This is a genomic window from Akkermansiaceae bacterium (genome assembly GCA_019634595.1).
In the GTDB taxonomy this organism is placed as follows: Bacteria; Verrucomicrobiota; Verrucomicrobiia; order Verrucomicrobiales; family Akkermansiaceae; genus Luteolibacter.
In genome coordinates this window covers 317,820-336,408 of sequence record JAHCBC010000002.1, presented here as the reverse complement: position 1 = coordinate 336,408, position 18,589 = coordinate 317,820, and the positions used below count along the sequence as shown (strand labels likewise).

15 protein-coding genes are annotated in these 18,589 nt (G+C 64.0%); 8 read left to right on the top strand and 7 right to left on the bottom strand.

Annotation, left to right across the window (positions count from 1 at the left end; all coding sequences use genetic code 11):
- Positions 1 to 17: 17 nt before the first annotated feature.
- Positions 18 to 1,469 carry a CPBP family intramembrane metalloprotease gene (locus KF712_07210; protein MBX3740761.1) on the bottom strand — a complete coding sequence of 484 codons (1,452 nt, stop codon included), beginning with the start codon at positions 1,467 to 1,469 and terminating at the stop codon, positions 18 to 20.
- A gap of 24 nt (positions 1,470 to 1,493) precedes the next feature.
- Between KF712_07210 and KF712_07205 the strand changes: the two genes are divergently transcribed.
- From KF712_07205 to KF712_07185, 5 genes are all read left to right on the top strand, one after another.
- A complete protein-coding gene (locus KF712_07205) occupies positions 1,494 to 2,471 on the top strand; it encodes a CPBP family intramembrane metalloprotease (GenBank protein ID MBX3740760.1) in 978 nt (325 codons plus the stop codon).
- Positions 2,468 to 3,361, top strand: a complete 894-nt coding sequence (locus KF712_07200; GenBank protein ID MBX3740759.1) for a thiamine-monophosphate kinase — start codon at positions 2,468 to 2,470, stop codon at positions 3,359 to 3,361. The genes KF712_07205 and KF712_07200 overlap by 4 nt, the downstream gene beginning before the upstream one ends.
- A 38-nt stretch (positions 3,362 to 3,399) precedes the next feature.
- Complete coding sequence (locus tag KF712_07195) at positions 3,400 to 4,290, top strand: tyrosine recombinase XerC (protein MBX3740758.1); 891 nt, start codon at positions 3,400 to 3,402, stop codon at positions 4,288 to 4,290.
- Positions 4,287 to 4,949 (top strand): SGNH/GDSL hydrolase family protein, encoded by a 663-nt coding sequence (locus KF712_07190; GenBank protein MBX3740757.1) that lies wholly within the window; start codon positions 4,287 to 4,289, stop codon positions 4,947 to 4,949. The genes KF712_07195 and KF712_07190 overlap by 4 nt, the downstream gene beginning before the upstream one ends.
- 61 nt (positions 4,950 to 5,010) lie before the next feature.
- Complete coding sequence (locus KF712_07185; protein ID MBX3740756.1) at positions 5,011 to 5,655, top strand: L,D-transpeptidase family protein; 645 nt, start codon at positions 5,011 to 5,013, stop codon at positions 5,653 to 5,655.
- Between the two features lie 40 nt (positions 5,656 to 5,695).
- On the opposite strand, the gene KF712_07180 is transcribed toward KF712_07185, so the two are convergent.
- Complete coding sequence (locus tag KF712_07180; protein MBX3740755.1) at positions 5,696 to 6,418, bottom strand: hypothetical protein; 723 nt, start codon at positions 6,416 to 6,418, stop codon at positions 5,696 to 5,698.
- Between the two features lie 70 nt (positions 6,419 to 6,488).
- On the bottom strand, positions 6,489 to 7,265 hold the full coding sequence (locus KF712_07175) for a hypothetical protein (protein MBX3740754.1): 777 nt from the start codon (positions 7,263 to 7,265) through the stop codon (positions 6,489 to 6,491).
- A 110-nt stretch (positions 7,266 to 7,375) separates the two neighbouring features.
- Here KF712_07175 and KF712_07170 point away from each other — a divergent pair, with 110 nt between their 5' ends.
- Entirely contained in the window at positions 7,376 to 8,557 is a 1,182-nt protein-coding gene (locus KF712_07170) for a tyrosine--tRNA ligase (protein ID MBX3740753.1), read from the top strand.
- An 18-nt stretch (positions 8,558 to 8,575) separates the two neighbouring features.
- On the opposite strand, the gene KF712_07165 is transcribed toward KF712_07170, so the two are convergent.
- Together KF712_07165 and KF712_07160 are read right to left on the bottom strand one after the other, a co-directional pair.
- On the bottom strand, positions 8,576 to 10,942 hold the full coding sequence (locus KF712_07165) for a DUF1592 domain-containing protein (GenBank protein MBX3740752.1): 2,367 nt from the start codon (positions 10,940 to 10,942) through the stop codon (positions 8,576 to 8,578).
- Between the two features lie 69 nt (positions 10,943 to 11,011).
- The gene (locus tag KF712_07160; protein MBX3740751.1) at positions 11,012 to 11,887 is read right to left on the bottom strand and encodes a hypothetical protein; all 876 of its coding nucleotides are present in this window, start codon (positions 11,885 to 11,887) and stop codon (positions 11,012 to 11,014) included.
- Between the two features lie 137 nt (positions 11,888 to 12,024).
- Between KF712_07160 and KF712_07155 the strand changes: the two genes are divergently transcribed.
- The gene (locus KF712_07155; protein ID MBX3740750.1) at positions 12,025 to 14,004 is read left to right on the top strand and encodes an FAD-dependent oxidoreductase; all 1,980 of its coding nucleotides are present in this window, start codon (positions 12,025 to 12,027) and stop codon (positions 14,002 to 14,004) included.
- Positions 14,005 to 14,640: 636 nt separating this feature from the next.
- Positions 14,641 to 15,813 carry a hypothetical protein gene (locus KF712_07150; GenBank protein MBX3740749.1) on the top strand — a complete coding sequence of 391 codons (1,173 nt, stop codon included), beginning with the start codon at positions 14,641 to 14,643 and terminating at the stop codon, positions 15,811 to 15,813.
- A 9-nt stretch (positions 15,814 to 15,822) separates the two neighbouring features.
- Here the strand turns inward: KF712_07150 and KF712_07145 are convergent, their stop codons facing one another.
- Complete coding sequence (locus KF712_07145) at positions 15,823 to 17,094, bottom strand: tryptophan 7-halogenase (GenBank protein ID MBX3740748.1); 1,272 nt, start codon at positions 17,092 to 17,094, stop codon at positions 15,823 to 15,825.
- Positions 17,095 to 17,599: 505 nt separating this feature from the next.
- Entirely contained in the window at positions 17,600 to 18,589 is a 990-nt protein-coding gene (locus KF712_07140; GenBank protein ID MBX3740747.1) for a hypothetical protein, read from the bottom strand.

The following is an 18,589-nucleotide window of genomic DNA, read 5'->3' as shown; positions in this document are numbered from 1 at the left end:
AGCCACAGACTGCCAGATCACCATTCGATCCGCGCGTGGTAGAAGATCCACACCGGGATCTTGATGAGGACGTTGTGGAGCACGTGCAGGAGGATGGCGGCCATCAGCGAGCCGGTCGCGTTGTAGAGGAGGGCCGCCGCGAAGCCGAAAATGGCCACACTCAGGAAGCCGTGCAGGTCATAGAAATGGACGGAGGAAAAAATGACCGCTGAGAGGGCGGCGGCGGCCAGGATGCCGGTCCGGTTGGCGAGGGAGCGGAACAGCACCCCGCGGTAGAGGATTTCCTCCGCCACCGGTGCCACCAGACAGGCGGAGACGATGGCGAACACCAGCCCCTGCCACCCCGCGTCCGCAAGGGAGAGGCCCGCGCCGGGATCGGTGTCATCCCCTCCCAGCAGAAGGTTCAGCCCGGCCCCGGTGGCAACGAGCAGGGCATACACGGCCAGCACCATGCGGAAATGCGGCGGGCCGGTCAGGCCCAGCACCCTCACCGCGTGCTTCGGCTGTTTGAACAGGAAGCCGATGGCGATCAAGGTGGGCAGCAGACGGGCGGCGGTGTCCAGTGCCAGGCCCATCAGCGGAGGCAGCGACTTCACCACCTCGATGCCGATGCCCAGCGCGCTGATGTAGCCGATCCACGCGAGCGTCCCGACCATGAAAACCGTCAGTCCCAGGCCGGGCGTCCACGCCCCGGCGTAGCCACGCCGTTTCCCGCCGGAGTTGACGGGGCGTTTTCCCAGCACAAACGGCGCGGAGCACAGTCCGGCCAGCACCACCGCGGCCGCCACCGAGGACGCTGCAAGGGAGCGGAAACGCAGCGTGCGCAGGCTGGCGTCATACTTTTCCTTCCAGCGGGGTGCGGGCTGCGGCCCGATGTCCGCGGCGATCATTTTCGCCCGCCACCAGCTTCCCCTCTCCCATACGGGAGCCTCCGGATCATCCGATGCGGCGACGCCCATGCGGTCCATCATGGAATGGACCGGCACGCCTTCCAGTTCCGCCCGGATGACGGGGTAGGCCAGCAGGCCGGCACCGCCCAGTGCGTTGTGGTCCCTGAGCTTGTCCAGCGCGGCCAAGGCGTTGCGCAGTTCCGTGCCGGTGTCCTTCAGGCCGGCCAGCCGCCGCATCCACGCAGGGTCGTTCTCCATGGCATCCGCCAACCGGAGTTCCCGGTCGATCTTCAGGAGCGCGACTTCCTCTGTCCCGGGTGGGTAGCCATCCAGCGGGCTGAAATAGTGGTTCCACATCCAGATCCCGAGGATGAAGGCCAGCAGGGCGACCATGGGATCCGGGATATTCCTGCGGAGCACCTTGCGGTAGGCATTCTCCGGCTGGCCGCTGCTTGTCCTGACCGTTACGATGGGAAAAGCATCCGCGGGAGTTTCGGTGATGACAAGCCTGTAGCCACCGGTCGCCGTCCCTGCAACCGCCGCCGCATTTTCCCGCTGGTGAAACCACCGGCATGGCATCAGATTCCACAAAGTTCCCACCGCATGTCCGATCCGACCGCTCCCGTTCTCATCGCCACCTTTTCCGTCGCGCTCGGTTTGTTCGTGGTGGCGGCGCTTGTCCGCTGGGCGAGGAGGGAAAAGGAGCCTGTCCTTTCGGAAACGGAGGCTCCGCAGGAAGGTGGACATGGCGGCTTGCCGCAGGCTCCACCCTCCTCACTGCCGCCGCCGGTCCCTCCCATGTATGGCGGGCCGTATGTGGCTCCCCGGGCGGCCCCTGTTCCCGTTCCTGATACCCGGGGCGTTCCGACCTGGCCCTACCGGAAGCTGGATTTCCTGTGGATGGCCGGCATTTTCGTGATCTTCGCGGCCATGAGCGTGTCCAACACGGCGGTGGATGCGGACAAGGTTTCCTTCACTCCCGGAGTGCTGCTCGGCTCGATCGTTTTCCACGCCACCCTCACGATGATCACGCTGGCGGTCATCCTTTTCCGCATCGGTCCGGTCTCCTGGCTGGGCTTGCGGTGGAAGCACTGGCCGTGGGTGTTCCTCATCGCGCCCGCCACCGTGGTGACCATGTGGCTGGTGTTCGGTGGTCTCCACGCGCTGGGCTACATGAAATGGATGGAGTCGCTGGGCGTGGAAGCCGTGCAGGACAGCGTGAAGCTCCTGCAGACGGCGACCGACCCGCTGGTTCTGATCCTGATGGCGGTGGCCGCCGTGCTGGTGGCCCCCATCAGCGAGGAGATCGTGTTCCGTGGCTACCTCTACCCGGCGGCGAAGAAGTTCGCCGGTCCGTGGATGGCGGCCATCTGCACGGGGCTGGTGTTCGCTGCGGCCCACGGCAGCCTCGCCGCCCTGCTGCCCCTGTTCATCTTCGGCGTGGTGCTGGCCGTGCTTTACGAGAAAACCGGCTCCATCTGGGCGCCGGTGGCCGTCCATTTCTGCTTCAACGGCGCGACGGTGGGCATGCAGTTCCTCGTCCGCCAGTTTCCGCAACTTCTGGACCAGGCGGCCAAGTGAAGCAGCTCCGGGACATCGGAGAGGATGCGCTCATCGCACGGCTGGTGGCGCTGGTGCCGCACGCGCCGGATGCCTCAGGCCCTGGGGACGACTGCTCGGTCATCGATCCCGGTCCGGAGTCGGACACCCTCCAGCTCCTCAAGACGGACGCGCTGGTGGAGCGCGTGCATTTCCTGCCGGACGCCCCGCCCCGTGCGGTGGGCTGGAAGGCGGTGGCGCGGGTCATTTCCGACTTCGCCGCGATGGGCGGGGTGCCGGAGCATTTCCTGGTCACGCTGGCATTGCCGAAATCCACCGCCGTGGAGTGGATCGAGGAGGTCTATCGCGGGATGGGCGACTGTCTCGGGAAATTCGGCGGCTTGCTGGCTGGCGGTGAAACATCGTCGGTCCCGGACGGATCCGCCGCCGTCATCTCCATCGCCGCGACGGGAAAGGTGTCGAGATCGCACCTCGTCCTCCGGTCAACCGCATGCGCCGGGGATGCGGTGATCGTCACCGGCCGCCTCGGCGGCTCGATCACCGGGAAGCATCTGGATTTCACCCCGCGCATCGGTGAAGCGGCGTGGCTGGTCCGCCATTTCAAGCCATCCGCCATGATGGATCTTTCCGACGGGCTGGGCCAGGACCTGCCCCGGCTGGCCTCCGCGTCCGGCTGCGGTTTCCGGATCGACGAATCCTCGCTGCCCGTTTCGCCTGACTGCACTCCGGACCAGGCCATCGGCGACGGCGAGGACTTCGAGCTGTTGTTCACCCTTCCTGCCGGGCAGGTTGCGGATCTCCTTGCCCGATGGTCCGTGGAGTTTCCGGATCTTCCGCTCACCGTCATCGGGGAAATGACCGCCGAAGGGGGAGGGATGCCTCTCAAGGGTGGGTGGGATCATTTCAAATGACTTGGAAATTAAGTATTCCTCACTAATCTCAGGCCTTGATGAGCGAAGCGGACGAAACGGATTTCCTGTCCTTCCAAGGGACGGAGAAAAGTGCCTCGCCCCGCACGCTTGCGAACTACCGTGAGGCGCTGGCCGCCTACCGCACGTGGCGGGGCGGGAAGTTCGGCGGTTGGCGGGATGCCTCCGCGGATGATTTCCGGGACTACCTGTTCCATCTGATGAAGCAGGACTTCAAGCGGTCCACCATCCGCCTGCGGTTCGCCGCGCTGCGCTCGTTCTACAAATACCTGGTGCTCCGGCGCGGGCTGGGACGCAGTCCGGTGGCGGAGGTACAACTGCCGAAGCCGGAGAAGTCTCTGCCGGTGGTGCTAAGCGTTTCCCAGATCGATGAACTGCTCACCCTGCCGCTGCGGGTTCCGCCCGGAAAGGCGGCTTACTCCTGGATGCCGATGCGGGATGCGGCGATCCTGGAGCTGTTCTACTCCAGTGGCCTGCGGATTTCCGAGCTGATCTCGCTGGATGTCAGCGACATCGACTTTCTCGGGGAGACGGTCCGTGTCACGGGCAAAGGATCGAAGGAGCGGATTGTGCCCATCGGCGGACCTGCGCTCGCGGCCATTCAGCGCTACCGGACGGAGGCGGCGGTTGTCTCCGGACCCCTGTTCCTGAGCAGCCACCGCAAGCGCATCACCCAGCAGGCGATCGATCTCCTGCTGAAGAAGTATCTGAAACTCAGCTCCATTCCGTTCCGGATCTCCCCCCACAAGCTGCGGCATTCCTTTGCCACGCACCTGCTCGACGCGGGTGCGGACCTGCGCAGCGTCCAGTCCCTGCTGGGGCATTCCTCGCTCTCCACCACCCAGATCTACACCCACGTCACAAAGGAGCGGCTGAAGGAAGCCTACGATACCGCCCACCCCCGCGCATGAAATTCCTGCTCTCCCTTTTCCTTCTTCTCGGTGCCTGCGCCCCCTTGGTCCACCAGCCGCGCCCCATGACGGACGCCCGCCGCGAGGTGCGTGACCGCCTGCGCGGAAAAGCTGAACCTTCCATCCTTTTCATCGGCAACAGCTACTCGTTCGGGGTGCCCGCCGCCCTGCGCGAGGTGGCCGCGGAGAATGGCAGGACCATCCGCACCGGCCACTCCACCCACAGCGGCTGGACGCTGGCCCGCCACGCCCGGCACGGACCGACCCTGCGGAAGATCCGCAGCGGGAAATGGGACATCGTGGTGTTGCAGGAATTCAGCCTCAATCCCGCGAAATTCAGCCTGTTACGGGACCGGGAGATGTTCCCCGCCGTGCGGGCGTTGGCGGCGGAGGCGCGTGCCGCCGGGGCCATTCCCGTGCTTTACCAGACCTGGGGGCGGCGGGATTCCTTCGCCACGATGAATCCGAAGGTCCGCGACGGCTACCTGGCCGCTTCGCGGAATGCGGGCGGCCTGCTGGTTGTGCCCGCCGGAGACTACTGGGAACGTGAGATTTCCGCAGGCAGGGGCGAGGGGCTTTTCCAGCCGGACGGCAGCCATCCCACCCGCGTGGGAAGCCGCCTGACTGCGACCGCCTTTTACGACGCGTTCTTCCGTTAGAATCGAATCGTTGCATTTTCACGGCTGCCGGGGTAGGAACCCCCGCGTCTTCCACGTCCCCATGAGCAAAGCACGTCTGATCCTCCAATTTTCCGCGGCACTCGGTGCCCTGTTCCTGGCAAGCTGTGCGACGAAGGTCGATCCCGTGACCCTCGACAAAAAGAGCGACGAATACCAGAACCCGTATCCGGAGGGGACCTACGACCACTTCAAGGCGCGGAAGGACTATCCGAAGACCTATGATGTCTGGAGAAACGAGGAACTGCTCTCGAAGACGAACGATTCCAACTCGAACATCTTCATCGATCTGAAGACCCAGCGCGGCATGCTGAAGAATGGGGCTGAGGTCGTCATGGACTACCCCATCTGCTCCGGCATCAAGAGCCGCCCGACGCCTCCCGGCACCTACAAGATCCTCGAGAAGGTCGTGGACAAGAGCTCCAACCGCTACGGCCGCATCCTGGATGCGGAAGGCAACACCGTGAACGGCGATGCCGATGCCATCAACGACCCGATCCCCGAAGGGGGCAAGTTCGTCGGTGCGCCGATGCGCTACTGGATGCGCCTGACCTGGGACGGCGTGGGCCACCACATCGGTCCGGTGAAGCGCTATCCCGCCTCCCACGCCTGCATCCGCGGGCCGAGCAAGATCATGCCGCTCGTCTATTCCAAGATGAAGCTCGGCAGCACGGTCGTCGTCGAGTGATCCGGATGGCCGGGGGAGTGCCCCGGCCGGTCCAGTCCCGTCACTCCGCGCGCCAGCAGAGGCAGATCATGTAGCTGAGGGCGGTGTATTCCGTGCCCAGGTAGGTTCCCGTCGCGGGCTCGCTGTGGTGTGCCCACAGGATGAAGTCGCCTTTGCCTCCGGTTTTGTAGGTGACGGTACCATCCGCGCCGGACTCCATCGACACCGGCTCCGCTGTGGGTGAGAAAAGCGTGACGCTCGCTCCGGCCACCGGCTTGCCCTTGTAATAGACCGTGGCTTTCCCGCCTTCCGCCGCCGGGATCAGGTCGAGCGTGGTGGTGGGTTCCCCCACCGCGCCCGCAGGCTGCCAGCGGGCGAAGGCGGTGGTGAAGCTGGCGGACGCCGGACGGTCCGCCGTCGCCGCGCGCTTCCGGACGGGAAATGCGGTCTGCGCCAGGAGCGGCAGCTTCGCGGATGCCTCCTCGATCAGGAAGCCATCCTCCTGCGGCTTCGCCTTGTAGAGTTCCGGCTCGATCCCCGACTTCGCCGGATACATGGACCACACGGAGATGCCCTGCATCTTGTCCAGCACGCCCGGGGATTTCTCGTAGCCGGGCTTCTCGCCATTGGATCCCGCCTCACCGAAGCGGGCGATGAATTTCCCGTCCTCGGACTTCTCCAGCCAGAACTGGTGGGCGGAGGCGGCCTGCAGGGAGAGCAGGGCCGCTCCGCCGCCAATGATCCAGGAAAGCCAGAAAGACCGGGTAAGACGTTGCTTTTTCATCCCCCTACTATGGCGGGGCGACCGTCGCTCCGCGAACGCACGGTTGTGTTTCACCAATCATTCGTTGCCGTCAGGACACCCTCCGGCGGCGGAACAGCAACAGCGAGGCCACACCGCCAAGCAATGCGGATGATGGCTCCGGGATGACCGGAAGCAGACCCACGGTCACCGCCTCGATCCCCACATGGCTGGCCGAGTTGTTGACGCCGGATGCGGTGAACCGGACGGTCAGCAGGTCGTCCGCGCTGTCCGGGCGGAAGACGATCTGGTAGGCCGCCACCTGTTTCGGTCCGACGTTCGAAAAGGTCAGCGTGCTGCTGGTCACGTCATCCAAGCCATTCAGGGAGAGCGAAAGTGCCCCTGTAGCCGCGAATCCACCGGCATAGAGGACCACGTAGTAGTCCTGCGTCGGGTCACCCTTCACGGTGAAGGAAAAGCCCGAACCGTTCGAGTTCAGCAGGTCGTTGAACACCAGACCTCCCGTGAGGTTCACGTTTGTTCCGGTTGCAGGCGATGTCCCGCCGGTCCAACTGTAGCGGCCATGGGCGTCCGCCGTGGTCGATCCCCGCAGACCGGTGCCGTTGACATTGGTAAGTCCGCTGATGAGGGTCGCGCCGCTCTTCCGGTTGGTCGGTGCGAGCGGTGCGGACACCACCGTTCCGGAACTGGAAGCCCAGTAGGCCCAGTCCTGGGTTCCGTTGGCTGTGAGGTTCACGGGCGTGGCCATCGTCGCGTCGTATTTCTCCGTCGCGTCGAGAAAGAGCGTGGCGGCTACGGATGACTCCGTGCCGATCAGGGTGAAGGTAGCGGCCAGACAGGCCCCCAGAATGCGGTTGCCGAATTTCATAAACAGGGTTTTGGGTCCGCTACCCCATTAACCCATCCATGGCGGCCGGTCAAGTTCCCCTTCCCTTCCGCCTTGCCCGCGGCGCGATCCACGCTCTAAATCCCCGCCCCGTGACGCCAGAAGAACAACTCGCCATTCTCACCGCCGGCACCGCCAAGGTCCTTTCGGAAAAGGAACTGCTGGAAAAGCTCAGGCTCGGCCGCCCGCTGCGCGTGAAGCTGGGACTGGACCCGACCACACCGGACATCCACCTCGGGCATACCGTCGTTTTCGAGAAAATGCGCCAGTTCCAGGAACTCGGCCACCAGATCGTCATCATCATCGGGGACTTCACCGCCACCATCGGGGACCCGTCCGGGCGCTCCGCGACCCGCCCTCCCCTCACCCGTGAGGCGGTGCTCGTCAATGCCCGCACCTACACCGACCAGATCTTCAAGCTGCTCGACCAGGAAAAGACCGAGGTCGTCTACAACGGTGACTGGTTCCGCAAGATGACGTTCGAAGACGTTCTCCGTCTGAACGGCCGCGTGACGATGCAGCAGATGCTCCAACGCGAGGACTTCAAGAACCGCATCGACAAGGGGCAGGAAGTCCGCCTGCACGAGATCCAGTACCCCATCGTCCAGGGCTGGGATTCCGTCGAAGTCCGCGCCGATGTCGAACTCGGTGGCACCGACCAGCTTTTCAACCTCCTCGTCGGCCGCGACCTGCAGAAGGAGGAAGGGATGCCGCAGCAGACCGTCATCACCATGCCGCTGCTCGAGGGACTGGATGGCGTGAAGAAGATGTCGAAGTCCTACGGCAACTACGTCGGTGTGGACGAGCCGCCCGCCGAAATGTTCGGCAAGCTGATGAGCGTGTCCGACGAGCTCATGGTCCGCTACTACCAGCTCCTGCTGGGCGTGGCACTGGATGCTGCCATCCACCCGATGGAGGCGAAGAAGGCTCTCGCGGAGAAACTCACCGCCCGCTACCATGGCGAGGAGGTCGGGCAAACCGCGCGCGCGGATTGGGACACCCGCTTCTCGAAAAAAGATCTCGCCGCCGCGGAACTCCCGGAGCTTTCCCTCGCGGATCTGCCGGGTGAGCTGAACGTGCTCACGCTCACCGCCCATGCGTTCAGGACCGCCTTCGGCCTGGAGAAGTCCAACGGCGAGCTGCGGAAGCAGTTCATCACCTCCGGCTCCGTCCAGCTCAACGGGGAGAAGCTCACCGAGCCTTCCGCCGCCGTGGCCCCGGCCGCCGGGGATGTGCTGAAGCTTTCCAAGAAGCACGCCGTGCGCTTCGTGTGATCCGGTGGGAAACTGCGCTCAAGGTCTCACAAAGAAGTCGCTGGCGGCCACTTCCTGGATCATCGTGCGCAGTCCGTAGCCGCCTTTCGCGCTGGCGGTGACGACGGCTTCCACGGCGGGTTGGTCCGTAACCTCCACCTTGCGGCCGCAGCCGTAGATCATGAGCTTCCGGGCGAGGGCACGGGCGATGACCGTTTCATCTCCAGCCAGCCAGTCGCGGAAACCCTGGAAGTTCTGGAAAGCATGCTTGTCCGGTGTTTCGCCGGAGGAATCGACCGGCAGGCCGGGCACATATCCCCCGCCCTGCTTCGGCACAGCGCGGTATTTTTCGCGGTGCTTGCCGATGGGATCGAACTCCTCCAGGGCGAAGCCCACGGGGTCGATGCGATCATGGCAGCGGGCGCAGGAGGGGTCTTCCACATGCTTCGTGAGCAGGTCGCGCAGGGAGACCGCCCCGCGGACGTCCGGCTCCACCGCTGGCACGCCGGGTGGCGGTGGCGGCACCGGCTGGCCCATCAGGCGGTCCAGCACCCATACGCCGCGGAGGACGGGTGAGCTGTGCGTGCCGTTGGCGGTGACTTTCATGACCGCACCCTGCGTCAGCACACCACCACGGAGGCTGTCCGCCGGCAGTTCCACCACCTGCATCTTCTCATGCCCCTTCACGCCGGGGATGCCGTAGTGTCCGGCCAGCCGTTCGTTCACCACCACGAAGCCGGAATCGGCGAAGTTCTTCACCGGCAGATTCCGGTCGAGGATCTCGGTGAAGAAGCCCTTGGTCTCCCGCACCATCGAGCGGCCCAGCAGCTCGTCGTATTCCGGGTACATCTTTTTGTCGGGACTGGTGGCGTCCATCTGGCGGAGGTCCAGCCATTGGCCGGTGAAGTTCTCCACGAACCGCTCGCGCCGTGGATCCGCCAGCATCCGCAAGGCCTGCGCGCGCCGGACTGCGGGGTCCTTCAGCTTGCCCGCGGCGGCCAGCTTCAGCAGCTCGTCATCCGGCATGGAGGACCAGAGGAAATAGGAAAGCCGCGAGGCGATCGTGTGGTCGTCCACCACGGAGTCCCGGTTCACCATGAGGAAATGGGGTGAGCAGAGCACGGCGCAGACACCGGCCCGCACGGCTTCCTCGAAGCTGCGGCCTTCCTTCAGCCGGTCGAGCGCGAGGTTCACGAAGCGGTCCGCCAGCGGCTTCTCCACCGGACGGCGGAACGCACGTGGAACGAAGGCGCGGATGATGCGCTCCACATCCGCCTCCGGCGCGGAGGACTGCACGTGGGAGAGCTTCGCCCCCTTGCGGTGGCGCATGTAGATGGGGGTGTCCGCCACCATCGAGAGCGTCGGGCTTTCGCCGAAAAGTTTCTTCTGCGCCTGCGACGGGAAGTCCTGGTCGAGCGGGCCGTGGGTCTCCGCGGAAACCATGCCGATCCCCGGGCGCGGCACGTTTTTGTCCTTCCAGGTGATGTGGCCGGGAAAGATCCATGGCAGCACATGGATGGCGTCGCCTTCGTTGAGGCGGGTGGTGAACTCGATGACGCGCGGGTTCTTCGGGTCGCCCGTCACATCATAAACCCCTTCGAAATTCAGCTTCCCGGTGCCGAACAACTGGCCGGTGAAGATGCCCACGGTGAGCGTGCGCGCGCCCGGCTCATGCGGCCAGACGGTGACCTTGCAGCGGTAAAGGCCGCCCTCGATGGGCCGGGCGGCGTCGAAACGGGTCGGCGGCCAGCCCGGTGAGAAGTCGATGAAGGCACCGTCCTTTTCGAACACGCCGTCGTTCTTCTTGGCGGCCGCGCCGATGTTCGACTTGTCCTCCATGGCCATCGCCTTGCGCGTTTCCACCGGCAGCGGGGCGATGCGGCGGATGGTCCCGTCAAAGGCGGCGTTGGCGGCCTCCAGGTATTTCTCGATCAGCACGGAGGAAAGGCTGAGACCCTCCGCCACGTTGTCGAAGCCCTGGACCCGCGAGTCCTCCGGGAGCAGTTCCGCGAGTGGCGTGTCGATCCCCAGCAGGTCGTGCACCGTGCTTTCGTACTCGTAGCGGTTCATCCGCCGCACGGCGATCGAGCCGCCCTTCCCCGCGGACGTCAGCCCGCCGGAGATGATCCCTTTGAAGGCGGCGACCTCCGCGGCCTCCGGACGTTTCTCGTCTTTCGGCGGCATGTCGCCGTATTCGATGGCCTCCAGCACTTCCTTCCACTGTTCCAGCTCGTGGGGTGGCTTTTTCAGGTCGTCCAGCCGCAGCTTTCCCTTCTGTTTGTCCGGACCGTGGCATTTCACGCAGTGCTGCTCCAGGAACGCGTCCATGGTCTTCGCATCATCCGCGAACGCGGTGTTCGCGAAAAATGCGGCGCAGAGCGTCAGCAGCAGGCGGGATCCGTGCATATCGGCGTGAGAAAAGCGATTCCCGCGGCGAAGTCAATCTAACCGGGTGCCACCCGGCTGACAGGCATCTCACGATTTCCATTCCTTGCGACACCGGACCGCCATGAAGAGAGGCATCATCCCGGCGGCAAGCATCCACGCTGATGGCTCCGGCACGCCCGTGACTTCGGAGAAGCCGTCGGGGTTGTTGCTCATGCGCAGAGCGTCGAACGCCGCCGATTCCAGCGCCAGGTTGCTGCTCGTCCGGTGGACGACGATGCCGACCTGGTTGATGCTTGCGAGTCCGTTGATACCGGTGGCGGAGTAGGCGGTGGACAGGCTGGAGATATCCGGATTCGCGATCAGGTCCGGATTCACCCACAGATCCACCGAGTCACCGGTGCCGGTTCCGCCGAGCAGGAGGCGTCCCACGACCAGCGTGGTGACACCCGCCAGCTCCGTGCCGCCATACACCTGAACGGAGCCTGCGGTGTGGTTGGTGCCGAACTTGTATTCCAAACGGCCGCCGGACATCTGGACGTAGAAATCCCCACGATCACTGAACGGAGTCGCCGTCGGGGAATTCAGCGAAAGTCCCGTGGAAGACCACCGGATCTGGGATTCGATGGTGGTCTGGCTCGTTTGGGCCAGGAACGAGAACCAGATCTCGCCGCTCATGGGAGCCGCGAGCATACCGAAGGCCTGCCGCATGTCCGTGGAGTTGGTGCCCCGGATGAATTTGTTTCCCGGCTGGCTGATGTTGTAGAGTGTCGAACTGAGGGTGCCGTCCACGACACCGGGGAGGCTGGAGCCGGTCCACTTCGCTCCGCTCACGAAACCCGTCCCGGTATGGAACTTGCCGCTGAGACCGGCGTTGGTGAGGGCGTCGAAATTGTCCGCGACCAAGGCGGCCTGTGAGGACATGGCAAGAGCGGGCGGAAGGATCAGTGCGAGCGGGGATTTCATTTCACGGAGGGTTTTTGGGTCGATGAAACCAGAATCCCATCAATCCCTACCGCCTCAAGTACACGAACGATTACCCCGCCATCCCCCGCCACGAATAAGAAAGAAACTTCCCCTTCCCCCCGTAGCCGCCTTTCCTCATGAAACCCGTCATTCCGCTTTTCCTCCTGTCGTCGCTGGTCGCTTCCGCCCAGCCCACCACGCCGAATCCCGGCCTGAAGTACTACTACCCGGTCCCCGCCGCGAACCCCGCGCAGGTCATCGAGGCGGATGTCTGCGTCTATGGCGGCACGCCCGCTGGCGTCTCCGCTGCGGTGCAGGCCGCGCGGATGGGAAAGAAAGCGGTGCTCGTCGTCTTCCGCCGTCATGTTGGCGGGATGACTTCCGGGGGGCTGACGGCGACGGACATCGGCAACCGCAAGGCTATCGGCGGTTTCGCGAATGAGGTCTATGCGCACATCGGGAAAACCTCCGGCTTCAGGCCGTCGCTGGCGGAGACCGCTTTCCTGCATTTCCTCAAGGAAGCGGGCGTCACCGTTTATTATGAACACCGCCTGAAGGACGTGGAGAAGGAAGGCAACCGCATCACCTCCGTTTCCTTCGAGAACGGGAACAGCGTGAAGGCGAAGATGTTCGTGGACGCGACCTATGAGGGCGACCTGTTCGCGAAAGCCGGCGTTTCATTCCATGTAGGTCGTGAGAGCAACGCCACCTACGGAGAAACCATCAATGGCGTCCAGTTCCGCAAATCACACAACTTCAACGTGAAGGTGGATCCGTATGTGAAGCCGGGGGATCCGTCCAGCGGCCTGCTGCCTACCATCTCCGCAGAGGATCCCGGAAAGACGGGCGAAGGTGACAAGAAGATGCAGGCCTACAATTTCCGCTTCAACCTCTCCAACTCCCCAGAGCGCATCCCGTTCCCGAAACCGGAGGGCTACGACCGCGGCCGCTATGCCGTATATGAGCGCTACGTGAAAGCCTCGCCGAAGCCTCCCGTCCCCTTCCAGCTCCACAACGGCGACTGCAACAACACCGGCGGCTTCTCCACCGACCACATCGGCGCGAACTACGGCTGGCCGGAGGGCGGCTACGAGGAGCGGGAGAAGATGTTCCAGGACCACGTGAACTACCAGCAGGGCCTGGCCTGGTTCGCCGCGAATGATCCGGAGATCCCGCAGGAGATCCGGACGAAGGTTTCCTCCTTCGGGCTTCTCAAGGGAGAGTTCCCGGAAACCGGCGGCTGGCCCCACGAGCTCTACGTCCGGGAAGGACGGCGGATGGTTTCCGAATACGTGATGACCGAGCATGAGTGCACCTCGCGGAAAATCCCGGAGGACTCCGTCGGTCTGGCCGCCTACACCATGGACTCCCACAACTGCCAGCGCGTGGTCATCGACGGCGCGGTGCGCAACGAGGGCGACGTGCAGGTGCGCGTGCCGCGCCCGTATTCCATCAGCTACCGCAGCGTCGTGCCGAAGGAGAGCGAGTGCGCGAACCTGCTGGTCGGCGTCTGCCTTTCCTCCTCCCACATGGCCTACGGTTCCATCCGGATGGAGCCGGTGTTCATGATCCTCGGCCAATCCATCGGCACCGCTGCCTCGATGGCCATTGACGGTGGCATCTCCGTGCAGAAGGTGGAGTACGCGAAGCTCAGGGAGCGCCTGCTGGCCGACAAGCAGATCCTCGTATGGGATGCCCCTCCGCTCACGGATGAGGAAAAGGCTCTCGCCCCTGCGGGCATCGAGGTCGATGACGAGGCGGCGGCCAAGACCGGCGAGTGGACCGAAGCGCTGGCGGGCGGCTACCTGCACGACAACAACGACGGCAAGGGCACCAAGACCATCACCTACACCCCGGACCTGCCGAAGGACGGGAACTATGACGTCTATCTCACCTGGAAGAAGAACCCGAACCGCGCCACCAATGTGCCGGTGGAAATCTCCGGTGCCGACGGCAAGAAGGCCATCACCGTGGACCAGCGTTCCAACGGCGGCTGGGTGAAGGTGTACAGCGGCAGCTTCAAGGCGGGCAAATCATCCGGCCTCACCATTTCGAACAAGGGCACGAACGGCCATGTCATCGCGGATGCGGTGCGCTGGGCGCCTGCGGCGAAGTGATCAGGAAAAGGTAAAGGCGGATCAGCCCGATCTGCTGACGCCGGAATGTGGACCGGATGGTGGGTTTCCCCGCCACCCGGTTCCATTGTTTTTCGCCCCGAATGTCACCACGGCGCTGCCAGTTGGCTTGGCGTATGGCGTCGGCAGGGACCGCATTCCATGCGGTCAGGCGGGGGAAGGCGGCAAATGCATTGCGATGATCAGTATGCGGTGGTGTTTCCTCCTGGAGAACCGGTGAGCGATTTCCCAAGGGAAAAGTTCCCGGACTGTCAGGCATCTCTCCAGCCTGACCGCATGGAATGCGGTCCCTGCCACTTTTTCCGGAGATGGGGTTGCACCCCTGGAATGAGATCGGCTGGGGCGGACGGCGGATATTCCGTGCATTCAGCCGCACGTTGTGCGAAAAGGCCGATCCATGAAACCCATCTGGATGTTGGCTGGAACCGCGGTTCTGGGCATCGCGCTCGGCATTGGCATCGGGCGGTCGATGGCTCCGGGTTCCGCCGATGCGGGAAAGCTGCGGCTGAGGAACGGGAAAATGCCCCTCGTTTCAAGGCCAGGGAGCGTGGGCTGCCGCAGCGCCGCGAGGCTGTCGGAAGCGACGATGTCCTTGCGGGTATACTCCGTGGCAGGACGGTGGAACAGCTTGCACTGGAGGACGTCCGCCGCTTTCTCGAGGAAGACAGGAACCAGCCGCGGGACAGGGATCCTGTGGCGGATGCGAGACGCACCTACCAGCGGCAGCTCCTCCTCAGCAGGCTGCCAGCGGACATACTGGCGGAGCTGACCGCCACCATGCTGGACGGAACCGACGGCAACCGGAACTCCGCTGCGGTCCTCTCCGCGTGGGCGAGGAAAGATTGGAAGGCGGCGCTGGCGTGGGTTGATGGGTCCCGTGAGAGGTCGCGCTGGGCCTCCTCCGTCATCGGTGTCCTGGCCTTGACGGATCCTTCTGCTGCGGAAGATCTGTTCAAGGAGCGGATGGCCACCGGGGATCCGGAGATAGGGTTCAACGGCGTGTACCCCGTGGCGATGGCCAAGGCCCGGCAAGGAAGCAGGGCTTTCCTTGATTTCATCGACCAGCTTCCCTCGCAGCAACAAACCTCGATGATTTCCAATGCCTTGCGTGAGCTTCCGAAGGAGGAGCTGGCGGTTTTCGTCGAGCAACTCGGGCAGCGCAACTTCGGCGGCGATTCCAGTTGGGTCCATTCGAATGCCTTTGCCGAGCTGATGCGCAAGGATCCGGAAGCGGCGGACGTGTATCTCCGGAAGCTGGAGCCGGGGCCGATGAGAACCAGATTGGAAGCCAGCTCAATGGCCCACCTGGCTACGGCGGGGAAGACGGAGGAGTTCGGCGCGATGCTGAGAAAGTCGTTCGAGGGCATCGAAGAGGGGAAGGAAAAGGCGCATGTCCAGCATCTGGCGGGAAATCTGATCAACCAGTTGGCCGGAAATCCTGATTTGTTGGAAAAGTTCCGTGAATCGCTACCACCGGGGTTCCAGATCACGGCGGAGGATCTGAGCCGCAATGGCAACTCCCTTCTGTGGGGGGATCCCAACGGCACGGTCAACCGGGCGAAGCTCCTCAGGACGGATGGGGAACAGGCCGATTACCTGGTGAAAACCTTCGGACAATCCGCGGAGCAACTGGAAAAGTCCCAAGGTGTCCGCCTCAATGAGGTGGACCTGTCCATCCTCGAAAAGCGCGTGCAGGCGATGAACTTCACCGGCGATGCGAAGGAGCGGGTGGATGCCTCCATGGCTGCGTTCCGCGAGGCGTTGCTCAGGAAGAGGAACGCCCCGAAGTGAGCGGCGGCCTCACCGGACGTCGATGCGCTTCGACACCGGGATGTATTTGTTGAGCCAGGCGAGCAAGAAGAAGGCCCGCAGACGCCACCGGACGGCCCACGACAAGGTGGTGCGCCCCGCCAGCACCGCATTGATGGAGCAGACCATGCCCCAGCGGTTGTAGGGCTGGAAGAAGATCTGCGCGAAGTGCAGCCGGTAGAAGTTCTCGATGAACTCCCAGTAGATGGCGATGCGGCGGCGGTTGTCCTTTTCGTAGAACTTCATTTCCGCGGACAGCGGGTCGTCCTTCTTCAGCGCGGCGTCGATGGCCTGTGCGCCCTGTTGGCCGGAGGTCATCGCCAGCATCACCCCGCTGGAAAACATGGGGTCGATGAAGCCGGAGGCATCGCCGACGCGGAGCAGGCGCGGTGAGGCCAGCACGTCGTTCTTGTAAGAGAAATCGTTGATGACGTGGAACTGGTCCAGGGACTGCGCGTCCGCGAAGCGCTTCGCCACGGCGGGGGTGTCCGCCATGGCGTCCGCGAAGACTTCCGGCGGCTTCTTGCCGAGCGCCTTGAAGTCCGCGGCGTCGATGACCAGACCCACGCTCGTCTTGTTCTCCTCCAGCGGGATCATCCACACCCAGGAGCGTTCGCGGCGGATGATGAGGATGTCCCCTTCATGCTCGCCCTTCGGCATGTCCACGTTGGAAAAGTGGCCGAAGATCGCCAGCTTCTTGTGGGTGGGGTAGTAGCGCCGGAGCTTCTCCTTGTTGGCGGTGAAATTGTTGAGGCCGCTGGCGTCGATGAGGTAGCGGGCGGTGATCTCGTGGTCGGACAGGTCGAGCGAGCGGTACTTCACCACCACCCGGTCTTTCTCGATGCGGTAGTCCGTGACCATGCACTCCTCCGTCACATCCGCCCCGGCTTCCCGGGAGTGGTCGAGGAGGATCTTGTCGAACTTCGACCGCTCCACCTGCACTGCCTGCGGATACTCGGTGAAGGAGCCTTTCGAGAAATCCAGGCGGTTGCCGCGCGTGTCGTCCCCCAGGATGAACTGGGCCGCCCGCTTGGTCGTGAAACCCGCGCCCTCGATCTTGTCCCAAACGCCCAGTTCATTGAAAATGCGACGGTTGTAGGGCAGGAGGGACTCACCGATGTGGAAGCGCGGGAACTTCGACTTTTCCAGCACCAGCACCCGGCGCCCCGCCTGGGCGAGCGTGGTGGCTGCCGTCGATCCCGCCGGGCCGCCACCGATGATGATGACATCCCATTCCGTTTCCCTGTTCTCGTTGCCGGACATGCGGGGGGGAATCTGCCCCAATGGCGCGCGGGGTGCAATTCCAGATCCCGTGAGGAGGGTGGACATTGCGGCAGAGCCGCTATGTCCGCTTGGCTGCCATTCCTGTCCACCAACGGCATTGGCGAATCAGGAAAGATCCACCTCCAAGGTGCGAAGATCGCCAAGGATGGAGGAAGAAGAAACGAATCCCTTCAAATCCGCGGTCAGCTTTCTTTTCTTTCCTGAAAATTGAACACTTCTCCCTCTTCATTCGCCAATGCCGCCGAAGGACAAGAGTGTCCTTCCTCCCTACTCCCGCAAGGAGGGCGGACGTCCCCGTCCACCGGCTGCAACGGGAACCCACAGCAAAGGCATCCCACGACAGATCCGCCGCCCGATCCCATGCAAGGGCGGACAAGCCAACGGTGGAGGTCGTGCCTTCCCGAAACCACCATGAGTGAAAGCTTCGGCGACAGTTCAGGAAACCATGTCCCCACTGCTGGCCTTGTCCACCCTTGCATGAATGTCACCTCGCCCCTTCCAGGCTGAAGAAGCGTTTGCCGGACGCATCCGGCATCACCTCCATCCGGAGCCTCGCCGCCCCATCCCCCAGGTCATGGAGACTCCATCCGGCGAGCCAGGAGGACGGGATGGCATCCCATGATCCCAGGTCCGTATTGTGGCGCAGGGTGTAGTGGAGATCGCTGGTGCGGTAGATGCCATCCTCCCCGACCGTCCCGCCGGCGGGCACACGGAAGCTCAGGGACCATGGAGCGCCGCCAGCCGGGGCACGGGCGGGGCGGTTCGTCCCGCTGGCGTCCGCCTGTTGCCCGATCCAGACAGCGGCAAGGCCGGAGTCCCCCGCGTTCCGTGGATCGAGGGCGAAGAAACGCTCCTGCGCATTCGTGAGGCCGTCCTTGTCCGGATCCGCATCATCGCCGGAGACCGCCGGGTTGTTGCGCTCCGCGGTGGTGAAGTGTTCCTCCTGCCAGACCTGCACGTAACGCTTGAAGGTGAATGGAACGGTCACGGCGTGACCCCGGCGGCCCAGGGCATCGACGGGGAACACCTGGACAAGGTGCTGGGCATCGAGTTGCAGACCGTCGTTGCCGTGGCTGACGGGGATAGTCACCTGCCCGCCGGGCGTCGTCGCGGCAACCGTGCCGTCGGCCACCGTGGCTCCGCCGCGGCTGATTTGGTAGGCGAGGGAAACGACAGGCGGCGGGGCTTCCGGCGTGCCTTTCTTGTAGAAGGTTCTCCACACCGCATGACCCCACCTCCCCTCGCTGTCCCGCAAGCGGACACCGAGGAGGTGGACGCCTTCCCCCAGCCCGTTCAGGGCGGAAGCCGGGATGGCCACGCTCCTGGAAGCGGTCACCGAGGAAGGGAGGCTGAAAGAGGTCCCGCTTCCACGGCCGGGATCGCCATTGAGGAACCATTCGCCCGACTGGAGGGTGAGGGCGAAGGCCGGCGTGCCGGGAAACAAGGCGATGAGGGAAAGGAGCAGTCTTTTCAT